Origin of the sequence: Pseudomonas sp. LH21, from assembly GCF_036549575.1 — a bacterium.
Taxonomy (GTDB): Bacteria; Pseudomonadota; Gammaproteobacteria; order Pseudomonadales; family Pseudomonadaceae; genus Aquipseudomonas; species Aquipseudomonas peradeniyensis.
Genome location: NZ_CP144367.1, coordinates 2,434,006 through 2,448,690 on the forward strand (window position 1 = coordinate 2,434,006; position 14,685 = coordinate 2,448,690).

Below are 14,685 nucleotides of genomic sequence, written 5' to 3' on the forward strand. Positions count from 1 at the left end.
CTAACCAGACGGTCAGGAAGTAACCATCCGGTTCATATGCAATAATATAACACCGAAGTTGCTGAAGTGTTCGACAGAATTACGCGCTCTATCAGAACCCGTTTGTTAACTTCCGGCAGGATTTGCAGAAGTGTGAACACGAGAGGGTAAGTAACCTTGGACGTAGCGCACGGTCTTTTCCAACGTTCGCGCCATGTCGGGATGTCCCAACTGGTACTTTTGTTCCAGTTGCTGACTGTCACTCATGTCGAAGCGCTGCGTCTGGATGAAGTTCAGTGACTCGGCGCTGATCGACAATCGGGTGGCCAGGCCGGGAATCGCCAATAGCCACTTCAGCAACCCTATGGGTACATGGCGGCGGGGTGCCTTGATATTCAGCGTTTGGGCCAGTTGCTCGAGCATACCCTGCAGGTTCGGGGTGTGCTCATACAGCGCCAGGACCTGCCGGTTGGCCATCGACGGGTCGAACGCCACGTAGGTCATCATCTTTACCAGGTAATCGACGCTGACCAATGGCAACCAGTGCCTGGCGGAACCAGGGACAGCCTTGAACCGGCCCAGTGCCAGATTTCGAATGAGGTCGGCCAGAGGTTGTCCTTCAGGGATGTGCCCGCTCTCGCTGTGGCCACACACCGTAGCAGGATGAACGATCGAGTAATCTGCGCCTGCCTCCTGCATGTAACGGATGACTGCGAAATGGGACTCCAGCTTGCTGCCCTCGTAGCCCCCCACACGGTCGTATACTGCAGACCAGTTGGTGTTTTCAGGGTGCTCGTTATCAACTCCGATCCTTGCCAGATGGGGGAGGTTCTGCAGCATATAGCCGCCCACCATCAGCAAGCGGATACGCTGGCTCGCCGCGAGCATGGCGACCCTCAGTGCCCCTTGTACATTGACTGCGCGGGCCTGCTCCATTGTCAGACCCCAGGTAAACTGCGCCGCGAGGTGGAAGACCACAGCGACGGAAGCTACGCATTGCCTGTCTGTTTCGCTGAGTCCAAGCCCATCCCTGCTGATGTCTCCTTCAACTGCATTTATATATGCAGGGTTACCTCCCAGTTGGCCTACCTGCTCTTTGAGGCGTTCAATATTTTCAGGGTTGCGCATGAGCACCCAGGTCTTGTGCCCTGTCGCAGTAAGACGGGCCAATAAGTGTTGGCCGACAAACCCACTGCCGCCGGTGACGAAGCATTCCACGCTCATATCTGAATCCTTGTCTGGATGATCGGCGCAGGCTAAGGTGTAGAGCGTACTCTACAGTCAAGGAATTTTTACTGTGAATGTTGGAGAGTTGGAGCGCCGGAGTGGCGTCGGCCGCCATACATTGCGCTATTACGAGCAACTCGGGCTTATCGTGGCCCATCGCCAAGCCAACAACTACCGTAGCTACAGCGACCAGACCGTTGTTGATCTGGCCTTTATTCAAAGTGCCCAGAGCGGCGGTTTTTCGCTCGCCGAGATCGGCGACATCCTTGCGGCCAAGCGGGGTAATACGATCGATTGCGCGCAGGGCGCGATGTTGGTAGCCAGCAAGATGGCCGACATTCAAGCGAAGATCACCACGCTGCAAGCCGCCTATGTTCTTCTGGACGCGGAGCGTGCAAAGCTGGAAGCCAGTGCCATTGCCAACGGGCTGACCATTCCTCACCTTCCTGCGATTTAGCATGGCTCGAAGCCGTAGCTTGTTTATTCGCAATTATTTCTCATTTACACTTGTGTCTTGTTTCGGGGCCTACCTCTTATTCAGGATGCATCGTGTCGTTCGATCCCGCCAAACCGACGCTGCTGTCTACATTGGTACGTCACTATGACGATCTGGTGGACCACATTCGCCGACGCTTCGGCGACAGAAGCATGGCGCGCGATGTAGTGCATGACGTGTGCGTGCAGTTGCTTGAGCGCGGTGAGAAAGACGACGTCCGAACCCCACTGGCCTTGCTACGAAAAATCTCCCATGACACCGCTGTGAGTCGCTATCGTAGCGATCGCCGCCGAGGCGCCTGGGTAGAGGCTATCTCCGAGCTGCCTGAGGTGGCCTGCCCGGCAGCCACCCCGATGACCAGGTATGACAGCGAGCGCGAGTTTCAACTGCTCGTCGACGCTATCACAGACCTCCCACCTCGCTGTCAGGCTGTTTTCGTCATGCACAAGATTCACGAAATCCCCCAGGCAGAAGTAGCCGCTCGCCTCGGTATCTCCATCAAGACAGTGGAAAAGCACCTGCGCCTGGGGTTGGCGGCGTGCAGGCAACGGCTTGGGCGCGATGAGGTGCATCCATGACCAAGCAGCCCGAACAGGCGCCACTGGACGAGGCTCTGGGGCGACATCGTGAAGAGCTCAAGCAGCTGTTCCCCATGCCGCCGTCCAGGCCTGCGCCCTCGAAAGCGGTGAAGTCGGCAGGTATCACGCTGGCGCTTGCGATCGCCTTTGCAGCCCTGGCGTGGCTTAACCCTGTCTACAAGAGCGAGCGTTTCGCTACCGCCATTGGTGAGCGGCGCGCTGTGCTGCTGGGCGATGGAAGCAAGCTGCTGCTCGACAGTGGCACGCATGTCGATATCAGTTGGCGTCTGCTCAGCCGCGAAGTCGACCTGCGCGCAGGGCAGGCGCTTTTCGATGTGTCCTCGGCCGTGTACCGCCCCTTCGTGGTGTCCGCTGGCCTGGCGAAAGTCGAGGTGCTCGGTACGCTGTTCAATGTTCGCCGCCTGGATAACGACGCGGTGCGTGTGTCCTTGGCCCGTGGGCGCGTGGACGTCACCGCGGCGGCTGCAGCACAAGCGCCTGTCACCCTCAGGCCAGGGCAACAGGTCGACTCGATTGGCGGGCAACTGATGCCGGTTGCGAAGGCCGACGCCTCCAGGGCGATGGCATGGAAAGATGATCGCATCGTGTTCGAGCAGACGCCGCTGGATGAAGCGGTGTCGTTGCTGCGCCTCTATCGCAAGGCCCCCATCGAGCTGAGCGACCCAAGCCTGGCCGCACTCAAGGTGACAGGGGTGTTCGAGGCGCACAATGTCGACCTGCTACTGGATCTGCTGCCCAGCATCCTGCCCGTCGCCGTGCTGCAACAAGGGGATGGCAGCGTCCGGATTCAACCCAAATCGACAAGAAAATAATTCTCAGGCGCAGGTAGGGTTTCTCGATCTCCATGGCGGCTACTGAAAAAGCCCAACCATAAAAAGGAACTCGAGAAGTGCATTTTCCCCTCCGCAGTCGCCAGCTACGCTTGTCATTGCTCGCCAGTAGCCTGCTCATCGCAATGTCGGCCCAGGGCCGGGAAAAGGTGAACATGGATCTCCCCGCCGCGCCGCTGGGCGAGGCCATCAACGCGCTCGCACAGCAGTCTTCGGTGCAGATCATCTTTGCCAGCGATCTCGGCGCAGGCCGAGACGCGCGTGCGGTGAAAGGGCGGTTCACACCTGAGGAAGCACTTCAAACGCTGCTCAAGGACAGTGGCTTGCAGGTACAGGCCAAGGATGAGCGCACGTTCGTCATCGTCGCGCAGGGTGCCCCTGCATCCAGCCCCGCAACCCACAGCGTGCCCGTGGAAATGGCGCAGATGGAAATCACCGCCTCGCGCACCAGCAGCAGTCTGGTTTTTGCAACGCGGCAATCCACCGTTCTGGAGCATGAACAACTGCAGGAGCTGCGCCAAGGTTCAGAGAGCCTGGCCACGGTACTCGCCAAGGCGATTCCTGGCATGTCCGACTCCAGCCGCACCGTCACCGAGTATGGCCAGACCCTGCGCGGGCGCAGCATGCTGGTCATGGTCGACGGGGTGCCGCTCAATACCAACCGCGACTCTTCGCGCAACCTGGCCAACATCGACCCGGCACTGATCGAACGGGTCGAAGTCATCCGTGGCAGCAGCGCCATCTACGGCAGCGGCGCCACGGGGGGCATCATCTCCATCACCACACGGCCTGCTGGTGGCGAAAACCGTGCCGAAACCAGCCTGAGCGCCACCTCGCCGCTCACCCGCCTGGGCAGCGATGGCCTGGGAGGCCAGTTTCAGCAGTATTTCGCAGGCTCTCAGGGCGCGGTGGACTACTCGTTCGACTTCGGTACCCGCCATATTGGGGCATCGTACGATGCGCACGGAGACCGGATCGCCCCGGAGCCAAGCCAAGGCGACCTGTTCGATTCGAACATCTACAACATTGGCGGCAAGCTGGGGCTGCACATCGACGAGAACCAGCGAATCCAGCTTGCAGTCAGCCGCTACGATGCCCGCCAGGACACCGATTACGCTACCGACCCGAGCGTCGCGAAACTCCCCGCAGGCTCTGTGCCGGCCAATGCGATCAAGGGCCTGGACCTCGACGAGCAGAACCGCATTCGCAACACGCTGGTGAACCTGGAGTACGAGAATCTCGACATTCTTGGAAGCCGGCTTTCTGCCCAGATGTACTACCGGGACTACTTCACCCGCTTCACCCCGTTCGACGCCCGAGCTGTTGTCACCCGCGGCGGCAATGTCGACCAGATCATGCAGAACAGTGAAGTCTTCGGCAGCCGCCTGACCCTGCGCACGCCACTTGGCGACAGCGGCAGTACCGAGCTGGTGTGGGGTGGCGACTATAACCAGGAGCGCAGCGACATGCCGCTCGACGTCTTCGACCCTGCGGCTTATGACGCCAGTGGCGGCCTGGTATTCGACAAGACCGGCAAGCTCACCTACATGCCCCCGCTGAGGACGCGTAGCGCCGGAGCGTTCGCCCAGCTGCAGCATCGCTTCGACGAGCATTGGTCTATCGACGGCGGCCTGCGCTACGAATACTCCACCGCCGAGTTCGATGACTTCGTTCCGTTGTCTGAATCCACGGCTACCTCCCCGGTGGCGGTGAAGGGTGGCGACATTCATTACGATGCGGTGCTGTCGAACCTGGGCATCGTCTACTCACCGGTACTCGGCCAGGAAATCTACGCCTCTTTCAGCCAGGGCTTCCAATTGCCCGATGTGGGCATTCAGTTGCGCAATGCGCGCCGTGGTTTCGACATCGACGCATCGAACCTGGAACCGGTCAAGACCAACAACTACGAGCTTGGCTGGCGAGGAGAGCTGGGCAGCAACACCCTCGGTACCTTGGCGCTGTTCTACACCACCTCCAAACTGGGGGATGTGCAAAGTTTCAACAATGGCCTGATTCTGACCCGCACCAAGGAGCGCATCTACGGAGCTGAAGCCAGTGCCGATTGGCTATCGGACGATGCGGTGTGGGGCGCAGGGGGGAGTGCGACCTGGATGCGCGGGCGAGAAAAACCGGACGGCAAAGGCTGGCAAGACATGACCGGCTATCGCGTTCCGCCGCTGAAGCTGACCGCCTACGTGCAATACAAGCCGACCCTGGATTGGAACAACCGCTTGCAAGCCACGTTCTTCGACGCCAAGGACTACAGGCTCGATGGCGTGGACAGCTTTGGTCGGCATCAGGTGAGCAGCTATACGACAGTCGACCTGATCAGCCAGTACCAGATCTCCGCTGACGACAAGGTGAGCGTCGGCATCCAGAACCTGTTCAACCGCGACTACTACCCGCTCTACAGCCAGTTGCTGCGCAATAACAACAACACCAGCCACTTGCCGGCACCAGGCACTGTGTTGACTGCCAGCTATACGCACAATTGGTAAAGTGGTGAGCAATCACCGGGCGGGTATCGAGCCCGGTGGTCATTTACAGCTGGCCGTGCCGACTTCAAGTGAAATCCTGTCTATGTGGGAGCGGGCTCGCCCCGCGAACACGGGCATAGCCCGTGCCAGGTAGATTCGTTTCCAGGGCCGACCTCTTCGCGGGACAAGCCCGCTCCCACAAAGATTGCAGCGGGACTCACTGTCAGCTATGGGTCGGAAGTGGCCGGTCACGAAATGCCGCTAACGCCCCATAGTTGGCCTCCGCCGCACTGTCAGAAAACGGGCAGCAGCGGAAATTCGGTGGAGCGGCCTTGCATCTGTTTCAGCCAATCACTGGCGCATGCTCGGCCATCAACTCGATTATCCAGTCGATAAACACCCGCACCTTGGCGCTGACATGTCGATTCGGCGGGAAGGCCAGGTACATCGGCATCGGCGACATGTGCCAGTCTTCAAACAGCGGTAGCAGCTCGCCGCTGCTCAGGTGCGGTTTGGCCATGTACTGCGGCAGCCAGAGCATCCCCAGGCCAGCCAGGCCGGCGGCAAGGTACGCATTGCCGTCATCGACCGTCAGTTGTGGGCGGGCCTGGACCTCTATGCGCTCCTCACCTCGCTGCATCGCATAGGGCAAGGTTTTGCCTGTACGAAACCAGAGAAAGCCGATGGTTTTGTGCTGGCCTTCCTCTAACTCACGGGGGTGCACCGGTGTCCCGAAGCGCTGCAAGTAGCCGGGCGTGGCATAGATGCCGAGTTTCAAGTCGCCCACATGCCTTGCCACCAGGGACTGATCGGTGATCTCGCCGCCACGCACCACGCAGTCGACGTTTTCACCAATGATGTCGACGATGCGATCACTCACGCCCACGGTCAGCTGGATTTCAGGATAACGTGCAAAGAATTCCGGCAAGGCGGGTATGAGCAGCATTCGCGCCAGCGGGCTGGGTACATCCACCCGCAGCCGTCCGCGTGGTGTCGTGGACGCGCTGGACAAGCTGGTCTCGGCGTCGTCCATGTCGACCAGTAGCCGAACCACGCGTTCGTAGTAGGCCGCGCCGTCGGCGGTGACATTGACCTTGCGTGTGGTGCGGTTGAGCAGGCGCACGCGCAGCCTCGCTTCCAGCTGCTGAATGAGCTGCGTCACGGTGGTCTTGCTCATGTGCAGGGTGGCGGCCGCCTTGGTGAAACTGCCGGTTTCCACCACTCGGGCAAACGCCTGCATTGCATCGAATCGGTCCATTCCACGCCTCGTTCGCACCTGGATTGTTTGGAGTATACAAACAGTCCTGACCAGAACTGCCCGTTTATCCAGGGAAGAGGGCCTTCTTATAGTGGCCTCACCGTAGACACCGGGCTTTGATGGCCCAGAACGAGGTAGGTAATGTCCAGCAAACGTGATGTCGTTTTCCCGCCAGATCGCCATGCATTGTACGAGTTGCACCGCTACTCGCCTGCGATTCGCTCCAATGGTTTTCTGTTCGTATCCGGTCAGGTCGGCAGCCGCAAGGATGGTTCGGCCGAGCCTGACCTCGCGGAGCAGGTTCGTCTGGCCTTCGCCAACCTCAACGCGATCCTGGCCGAGGCCGGCAGTAGTTTCGAGGATGTGATTGATACGACCATCTTCATGGTCGATCCCGACTCGAAGTTTGAAACCATCTGGGAAGTGGCGGCCGAGTATTGGGGCGAAGCGCCTTATCCTACGGTGACCGCTCTTGGCGTGACCTGGTTGTCCGGCTTCGACTTCGAGATCAAGGTGATTGCGAAGCTGCCGCGATAGAGGCGGTCCAGCCCCTACTTCCGATTCAAGTCGCAGGGCGCGTTCATGCTATTTAGCTGCACTCGGTCGGCCCCCGGTTACCCGTCGGCCAGACGGTAATGGCGGTTCGCCTTGCGGGGGCTATCGTTGCTTGTCTGGGCGACGACTACCGACCGAGGGCGGTGCCATGAACACGAGTGATCTACTGGAACAGTTGCTTCGGGCTGGGCAGGGCGCGCAAGCGCAACAAGGGCGCGGCGGCATGTCAGCACAAGATGGCCTGGGTGGTTTGCTGGGAGGGCTGCTTGGCGGCGGCAGTGGAGCAGGGGGCGGTGGTGGCCTTGGTGGTTTACTGGGTGGCCTTCTGGGTGGCGGTGGTGGCAACGCCGGCGCTTCCGCTCAGGGACGCTCTGCTGGTGGCGTCAATTACGCGGCTCTGGCGTCGTTGGGCATGATGGCGTTCCAGGCTTATCAAAGCTGGCAGCGCAGCCAGGCGGCAGCCCCGCAACAGACCGTGCGTACCGTGGATCAGTTGTCTGGCCCCGAGGCCCAGGATCACAGCCATGCGATCTTGCGTGCGCTGATTGCGGCAGCCAAGGCTGACGGTCGCATCGACCCGCAGGAAGAACAGTTGATCTATGCCGAAATCAAACGTCACACCAGCGACCCGCAACTGCAGCAATGGCTGGATGAGGAAGTCAGCAAACCACTGGATGCTGTCGAGGTGGCGCAGTCGGCCCAGGACCCGGGCATGGCTGCGGAAATGTACCTGGCCAGTGTGATGCTGGTGGATGACCAACAGGACGCGGAGCGGGCCTACCTTGATGAATTGGCCAGTGCGTTGGGGATCGATCCGACGTTGCAGGTGCATCTGGAACAGCAGGCGAAGGGGGCCGCTTGACCTGACTGAGATGCCTGCGCAGCTGATCAACCTGTAGCCAGCGCAGGCTAGGTCCGAGAGATTGCGCGCACACTCGGGCTATTCGTTTCGATCCGAGGCGGACATTGCTCCAAGACCGTGTTTTCAACGCAAGCCTGATTGTTGGACAGCGTGGGAGCTGGCTGGCCCCGCGATCACCGGCAATGCCGGTGCCATACGCCGCATCGCGGGGCAAACCCGCTCCCACGTTGGTAATGCTTGTAACGTTGTTCCCTGCACGACTGCGTAGCCCATAGGGCCAGGCGATCTCCTACAGGAACCTGACCTGGGCTTCAACCCACCTCCGTGAACCGCCGCCGCGTCATGAACAGCACCGCGCCCAACGGCACGGCCAGGAGCGCCAGCAGCTCCAGGTCAAAGCCCAGCACCTGCTGCTGGTCGAAATTGAAGATGCCGACCAGGCCCGCCGCCAACATCGCCACGCCCAGCCACTTACGTAAGGGGTATGGTTTCAGAAACTGAACGAGGAGTGCGCCCAGTACCAGAAGGATGGCAGCTTGCATGATGTAGGGCATATGCAGCTTCTCAGACCGGATGACCAAAAGTGGGGGATTCTCTACAAGCGCTGGGTGAGATGTAAACCGTCTTTTTCGGGCTGGGTAGACGGGCAGGGGGGAGATCCCGCGCCGCGTCCTACAGGGATTAATCAGATTTTCCCTATTTCGAGTAGTCCGTTTCCGAAGCATGCTCTACCCGCTTTTACGCCATCCAACCTAGGTCTAGCCTTGCCTTGCTGGGTCGCTACAAAAAAGTAGCGACCGGGTCTGCAAGCCCGAGCGGGACATCTAGATCAGCACCACCCATTGCCATTGGTCTCAAGGCATTGGCCGTGCATCACGGTGGCTGCGTACGGGTGGCCTTCGGGTCAGTCGGGCTTGCTCTAGTTGCCCCGGTCTTGCAGGCCCGTACGTGGCCGCCACCCCTTCGTTTGCAAGCGATGAGTTGCGGGCTGATCAGCGTAACTAGAGGGTTTCAACATGAAGATTTTCCCCGACCCATGAGTTTCGGCTTCTTGCTATGCAGCCATTTCGCGGCACAAGACCGCTTCTAAAGGGATCGTGTCAACTTTCAGCTGCATCTGGATGCCCGACTGTTCAGAATCTCCGCTTATTTTGTAAGGAAGCGTTAATGAACTTTGAAGGGACACACCAGTACATGGGCAACCACGGGATCGTGTTCAACATTTCGCAGATCACCCTCACCGACAGTGACCGCGGTCGCTTGCGCGAGCTGCATTTTGGCGAAGCAAAGCATGCCCATTACCAAGTTACCAGCAAAGTCGTAGAGGTGTACGACAAGATGCAGGCCAAAAACCTGCCCTGCGTGATGATGGTAGGTATTTCCAAACCGCTGACCCGTCAACAAGCAGACACCCTCAATGCCCAGCGCACCAGCATTGCTAACCTGGCGCTCTCCGCTTTCGGTGGTGCTGCCCGTGCTGTGGGCAATCTGGCCGGGCCAGTAGCAGGGCTTGCCGCCGGTACTGCTGTAGGTATGGGCGTGCGCTCTTACGTTAATGACGTCTTACCCACCTACCATGCTGGTGACGTAGTCGTGAGCATTCAGGCTCAGGTAAGTGGTGGGATTGGCCCGCAGCGTACTGCCGAATCACTTATCATCAGGGCTTGAGAGGAGGTGCACATGTCCGAATTTACGCAGGCAGTCATCTTCGTTGCACTGGCTTTTCTATTTGAACGGTTCATGAGGCCATACTTGCTGCGTAAGTGGCTAGGCGTTGCGTTGGTCATTGCTGGACTGATTGGTTGTGTTGCGCTGAGCCAGACTCGTTTGCAGAGCTTTGACCTGGGATTGATGTCTGCCCTTGCAGTGCCGCTCGGCATAGGGTTGTTCCTGAGCAGACGACGATTTGAGGGGCGAAAGTAGGATCCTGGAGCGGCCTTGCACCTGTTTCGCCCGGTCTGCAAGCCTGCGCGGTATTAGGGTCTGTAGGAAATGTGTCTGTGCGAAGGCCAGACAAGGCGAAACGGGGGGAGGAACGGCCGGGGTCGCGCCCGACTGTACTGGAGTACATGAGCATTCCGAGCCCCGTTTCAACGCAGTATGGGCGAGTGCAGATACATTTCGTATAGAGCCTAGGATGGTGGTCACCATGATCTTCGGCGTTGAGTAGTGGGTCTCGCTTTATGGTGGCTACGTGCTGGTGACCTTTGGGTCAGCCGGGTTTTCGCCTCGTAATACCCCGGTCTTGCAGACCTGCACGTAGCTGCCGCCTTTTACCTGCAAGTGAAAAGTTGGGGGCTGTCTAATACATTGCGAGGTATTTTTGCTTAAGATCGCCCCGGATCCACTGCCGTCCACCGAATCCCCCCACCTCCTTGAAGACACTCTGTTCCAGGCCTATGAGTACGTCATGTGCGCACTGGCCGTCGCCCATCAGCTGTTCAGCCACCTGCCCAAATCACCGGCCACCCTGGTGATGCTGACGATGATGCACGAGCTTGATGCCACCCGCATGCTGCTGGAGTCGGCTTTGGCCCAGCTCCAGATGAGTGAACGACCGCCGTCATACACGTTGCACTGACAGGGTTGCCACAGACCCCAGCGTCGACCTAAATCATTGAGTGACGGTCAGTTCCACAAGAGAGGATTTCGCAAATGGACAACGAAACCCCTGCAGACTTCGGCCAGCTCGGCTGGACCGTCAGTAGCTGCACCTGCCTGGAAGGCTCCACCAAAGGTACGCGCCTGTTTCGTGTCGAGCCGGCAACTGCGCGAGCCACGCCATGGAGCAGGCCTCCGCGCTGCTCGACAGCACCCGCCGGGCGTCCTTCATCGGTGTGATGGACAACGAACCGGTGCTGGTCTGGGCATCGCACTACCTGAGCGATATGGCTAAGGCATTGATGGATGATGCGCATATGGGGATGTTGAAGAAGGTGTGAAACAGAGGCCGGTGGTCTGGGTGGGCAGCCGCGCCGACCCAGACCATGCTCGAATGCCCTCAACGCCTTCTATCGTGGCGACAAGTCCGTATAGTGCCTAGCTCTCATCAGTCAAAGGAGTGGCCATGAAACAAGCAGCACATCGCCTGGAGAGGGGAATCCAATGCGTATCGCAATGATCCTCGCGGCAGTCGGGACCACCTTGTCGTTGATGTCGACGTCGCTATCGGCGTCACCCGGCCAGCCTTCGTCTCCATTACCCACTGATCAGCAGCGTATCTCGGTCCAGGTCGAAGGCGAGGGCAGGGATGTGATCCTGATTCCGGGGCTGGCTTCGTCTCGCGAGGTATGGACTGACCTTACCACTCGGTTACGCCAGAGCCAGCGTCTTCACCTCGTGCAGCTCGCAGGCTTTGCCGGTTTGCCTGCGCTGTCCGATAGCGAAGGGAAAGTGGTCGCTCCGGTGGCCGAGGCAATTGCTGACTACATCCGCACCCAGCATATCGAGGCACCCGTGATCATCGGTCACTCGCTGGGGGAGAGGTTGCATTGATGCTGGGGGCTCGTCATCCCGATCAGGTCGGTCGTTTGATGATCGTCGATGCGTTGCCGTTCTATACGTTGCTGATTGATCCTTCGGCCACCAGCAAAACCGCTACCGTGCAGGCAGCAGCAATGCGCAGTTCGCTGTTGGCGGCATCGCCGGAGCAGAGCGAAGCGATGCAGAAGGCATCTATTGCCCGACTCGCCAAGACCGAGGCGGTCAGACCAGGGCTGGTTTCTGCGGGGATCAGCTCCGATCGCAAGACTGTGGCGGACGCCGTGTATGAATTGATGGTCACCGATCTGCGTCCCGAACTCGGGTGCATCAGCGCACCGGTCGAAGTCGTTTATGCATACGACGATTTTTACGGCGTGCCTGCATCCAGCGTCGATGCAACGTTCCGTCGGGCCTATGCCTCGACACCTGATATCCATTTCACCCGGATCGATGACAGTTTTCATTTCGTCATGCTCGATCAACCGGAACGGTTCGCCAGCGTTGTAGAAACCTTCCTCAAAAAGTAAGCAGAGCAGAGTCCGGCCAATGATTCGTTGGCGCGTCCTACATGGATGAATCAGATTTTCCCTATTTCGAGTAGTCCATTTCCGAAGCATGCTTCGCCCACTGTTGCGCCCTCGAAGTGGCGGCTAGTCTCGTTGGGTCGTTGCCAAATCAACGACCGGGCCTGCAAGCCCGTCTGAACATCGAACTGTACTCACCTTCGAGTCGCTGGCGTTTTCCAGTGGTTGTGCTCAATGGTGGCTACGTGCGGTTGGCCCTCGGGCCGGCCGGGTTATCGCTCGATGTTCCCCGGACTTGCAGACCCGCACGTAGCCGCCACCCATCCTCCTGCAGGTGAATGGGTGTCTGGTTGATCATTCATGAACGTCGAGTATGAAGTCATGTTGAAGATCGTCCCGGATCCACCCCCGTCCGCTGAATCCCCCCATCTCCTTGAAGACACCCTCGTCCAGGCCACCGAGTACGTCATGTGTGCACTGGCCGTTGCCCATCAGTCGTTCAGCCATCTGCCAAAATCACCGGCCACCCTGGTGATGCTGACGATGATGCACGAGCTTGATGCCACCCGCATGTTGCTGGAGTCGGCACTGGCCCAGCTTCAGATGAGTATGCGACCGCCGTCATACACATTGCACTGATAGAGCTGCCACGGGCCCCAGGTTCCGCGCCGCAATCAAAATTGCCGGGGCTGCTGCGCAGCCCTTTCGCGGCGCAAGGCCGCTCCTACAGGATCGAGCTAAATCAATGAGTTACGGTTAGTTCCACGAGAGAGGATTTCGCAAATGGACAACGAAACCCCTGCAGACCACGGCCAGCTCGGCTGGACCGTCGGCAGTTGCACCTGTCTGGAAGGCGCCACCAAAGGTACACGCCTGTTCCGTGTGGAACCCGGCAACTGCGCAAGCCACGCCATGGAGCAGGCCTCCGTGCTGCTCGACAGCGCCCGCCGGGCGTCCTTCATCGGTGTGATGGACAACGAACCAGTGCTGGTCTGGGCATCGCACTACCTGAGCGATATGGCCAAGGCATTGATGGATGATGCGCATATGGGGATGTTGAAGAAGGTGTGAAACAGAGCCCGGCGGTTCGAAAAGGACCGCCTAGCCTCATGACGGAATGCAGATAGGCAGGTTTATAAAGGAATGTGCACCGTATTCTACAGTACTCATTGCCCTCGCAGTCGTCGCGCCCAACTGACGAGTTTTGCTAACTTTCTATATATCGCGCAGGTCAGGCGTCAACTCGTATGTCGCTTGATTTCGAGTTTAAATCTGCGTTGCGCTCATAATATGAATTTCTGCGAAATAGTGTTGATTCTTTTGTGGGTAGAACCTTTATTTTGTCAAATGAGCTTTCAAAGAAAACCATTATTTCGGTTCCGGCGGCGTAGTCGAAATCCTTACCCCTTTCGAGGTTGTTAAAGTTCTGTATGTATACCCCGTAAGTGCGCGGGCTAGACTGAGTGAGGAATGCGCTTATGTTGGCGTAATGTTTTGCCAGTTTGTAGTTGTCAGTTGCGTAAAAGCCGTCTCCATGATCACCTTTGCCAAAATATTTATGGTCGATTCCCGCAGCTAACGATTTCTCATAAATCGAAGCGCTGCCATGAAATCCAATCAACTTATAACCAGTTGGCACATTATTGCGCTTAAATAAATGCCTTAGGGTTAGGGTGGTATCTGTAACAAACTGCCAAACTGTAATGTGTCCATCTGGATCTTTGTTGTTTACTGGGTCCCCCAAACAATAAATATATGGATTTAGGCCGCCTGCACCAAAAGGACTAATGCTGTCAGGGCTGTTGAAGCGCTTTAATGAGGGGCTGAACGCCCGGTAACCGTGACCTAAGTGATAGCGCTGCGTCAAAGGATCAAAGGGCTCGCCGTTAAAGCCAAGTAGCGCCAATACACCTTTATGCCAGCCATAGGGGGAATAGACAATGCATCGTCGAGGATGTGCGGGCTTGAACAGGCTCGAGGGCGAATGATTTTGTTCAGCGGCTATCAGAGTGGTGATGTACGAGCTGCATCTGAATTTTTGTCTGACGGATACGTCTGGTAGTGCACGGCTTAGAGTATTGCCTGACAAGACTTCGCCCGAGGTGCGCTTCGAATCAATAGACATTTGGATCCGTCCGGCAGTTACGGTCTGGAACATAAGCATTCCACGGCTACCTGAAAATAAATACTAGTAAAATTGATAGCTATCTGTTGAGGCACCGAAGCGAGCGGTTAAAAATTTCTGGTGGCGGCAGGAAAGTCGAACGTCACGCAGGCCGCGCTCGGTTTCTTAGGCGGCACCTACAGTAGGGTTTATTTCACCCGAATGGATGGCGGTTGATCAGCCGGAGCGGTTCGTCAGCGCTGTTGAGGCTTTCCTCAAGCCGTGAGCAGA

Annotated in this window: 16 protein-coding genes and 1 pseudogene; 13 read left to right on the forward strand and 4 right to left on the reverse strand. The window is 58.2% G+C overall.

The window, feature by feature from the left end; genetic code table 11:
• Positions 1-105 precede the first annotated feature (105 nt).
• Positions 106-1,203 carry an SDR family oxidoreductase gene (locus VUG52_RS11235; RefSeq protein ID WP_050706060.1) on the reverse strand — a complete coding sequence of 366 codons (1,098 nt, stop codon included), beginning with the start codon at positions 1,201-1,203 and terminating at the stop codon, positions 106-108.
• Positions 1,204-1,276: 73 nt separating this feature from the next.
• On the opposite strand from VUG52_RS11235, the gene VUG52_RS11240 reads away from it, so the two are divergent.
• The 4 genes from VUG52_RS11240 to VUG52_RS11255 all read left to right on the forward strand — a co-directional run bounded on the left by VUG52_RS11240 (position 1,277) and on the right by VUG52_RS11255 (position 5,629).
• The gene (locus VUG52_RS11240; RefSeq protein WP_050706059.1) at positions 1,277-1,663 is read left to right on the forward strand and encodes a MerR family transcriptional regulator; all 387 of its coding nucleotides are present in this window, start codon (positions 1,277-1,279) and stop codon (positions 1,661-1,663) included.
• A gap of 92 nt (positions 1,664-1,755) precedes the next feature.
• Positions 1,756-2,280, forward strand: a complete 525-nt coding sequence (locus VUG52_RS11245) for an RNA polymerase sigma factor (RefSeq protein ID WP_025339489.1) — start codon at positions 1,756-1,758, stop codon at positions 2,278-2,280.
• The gene (locus tag VUG52_RS11250) at positions 2,277-3,113 is read left to right on the forward strand and encodes a FecR family protein (RefSeq protein WP_050706058.1); all 837 of its coding nucleotides are present in this window, start codon (positions 2,277-2,279) and stop codon (positions 3,111-3,113) included. The genes VUG52_RS11245 and VUG52_RS11250 overlap by 4 nt, the downstream gene beginning before the upstream one ends.
• A 77-nt stretch (positions 3,114-3,190) precedes the next feature.
• Positions 3,191-5,629 (forward strand): TonB-dependent siderophore receptor, encoded by a 2,439-nt coding sequence (locus VUG52_RS11255; protein WP_050706057.1) that lies wholly within the window; start codon positions 3,191-3,193, stop codon positions 5,627-5,629.
• 322 nt (positions 5,630-5,951) lie between these two features.
• On the opposite strand, the gene VUG52_RS11260 is transcribed toward VUG52_RS11255, so the two are convergent.
• On the reverse strand, positions 5,952-6,866 hold the full coding sequence (locus VUG52_RS11260; protein ID WP_220690011.1) for a LysR family transcriptional regulator: 915 nt from the start codon (positions 6,864-6,866) through the stop codon (positions 5,952-5,954).
• 141 nt (positions 6,867-7,007) lie between these two features.
• Between VUG52_RS11260 and VUG52_RS11265 the strand changes: the two genes are divergently transcribed.
• A complete protein-coding gene (locus VUG52_RS11265; RefSeq protein ID WP_050706055.1) occupies positions 7,008-7,403 on the forward strand; it encodes a RidA family protein in 396 nt (131 codons plus the stop codon).
• A gap of 166 nt (positions 7,404-7,569) precedes the next feature.
• Positions 7,570-8,283, forward strand: a complete 714-nt coding sequence (locus tag VUG52_RS11270; RefSeq protein ID WP_050706054.1) for a tellurite resistance TerB family protein — start codon at positions 7,570-7,572, stop codon at positions 8,281-8,283.
• A 311-nt stretch (positions 8,284-8,594) separates the two neighbouring features.
• Here the strand turns inward: VUG52_RS11270 and VUG52_RS11275 are convergent, their stop codons facing one another.
• The gene (locus tag VUG52_RS11275; protein WP_050706053.1) at positions 8,595-8,837 is read right to left on the reverse strand and encodes a hypothetical protein; all 243 of its coding nucleotides are present in this window, start codon (positions 8,835-8,837) and stop codon (positions 8,595-8,597) included.
• Positions 8,838-9,450: 613 nt separating this feature from the next.
• On the opposite strand from VUG52_RS11275, the gene VUG52_RS11280 reads away from it, so the two are divergent.
• From VUG52_RS11280 to VUG52_RS11310, 7 genes and pseudogenes are all read left to right on the forward strand, one after another.
• Entirely contained in the window at positions 9,451-9,951 is a 501-nt protein-coding gene (locus tag VUG52_RS11280) for a hypothetical protein (RefSeq protein WP_050706052.1), read from the forward strand.
• 12 nt (positions 9,952-9,963) lie between these two features.
• Entirely contained in the window at positions 9,964-10,206 is a 243-nt protein-coding gene (locus VUG52_RS11285) for a hypothetical protein (RefSeq protein WP_050706051.1), read from the forward strand.
• Between the two features lie 400 nt (positions 10,207-10,606).
• Positions 10,607-10,864, forward strand: a complete 258-nt coding sequence (locus VUG52_RS11290; RefSeq protein WP_050706050.1) for a hypothetical protein — start codon at positions 10,607-10,609, stop codon at positions 10,862-10,864.
• Positions 10,865-11,066: 202 nt separating this feature from the next.
• The gene (locus VUG52_RS11295) at positions 11,067-11,225 is read left to right on the forward strand and encodes a DUF3077 domain-containing protein (RefSeq protein WP_256206004.1); all 159 of its coding nucleotides are present in this window, start codon (positions 11,067-11,069) and stop codon (positions 11,223-11,225) included.
• A gap of 163 nt (positions 11,226-11,388) precedes the next feature.
• Positions 11,389-12,293: pseudogene (locus VUG52_RS11300) on the forward strand (alpha/beta fold hydrolase).
• Positions 12,294-12,671: 378 nt separating this feature from the next.
• A complete protein-coding gene (locus tag VUG52_RS11305) occupies positions 12,672-12,929 on the forward strand; it encodes a hypothetical protein (protein WP_050706187.1) in 258 nt (85 codons plus the stop codon).
• A 144-nt stretch (positions 12,930-13,073) separates the two neighbouring features.
• Positions 13,074-13,361, forward strand: a complete 288-nt coding sequence (locus VUG52_RS11310; RefSeq protein ID WP_050706048.1) for a DUF3077 domain-containing protein — start codon at positions 13,074-13,076, stop codon at positions 13,359-13,361.
• A 160-nt stretch (positions 13,362-13,521) separates the two neighbouring features.
• Here VUG52_RS11310 and VUG52_RS11315 read toward each other — a convergent pair whose 3' ends face one another.
• Positions 13,522-14,448 (reverse strand): RHS repeat-associated core domain-containing protein, encoded by a 927-nt coding sequence (locus tag VUG52_RS11315; protein ID WP_256206003.1) that lies wholly within the window; start codon positions 14,446-14,448, stop codon positions 13,522-13,524.
• Positions 14,449-14,685 lie beyond the last annotated feature (237 nt).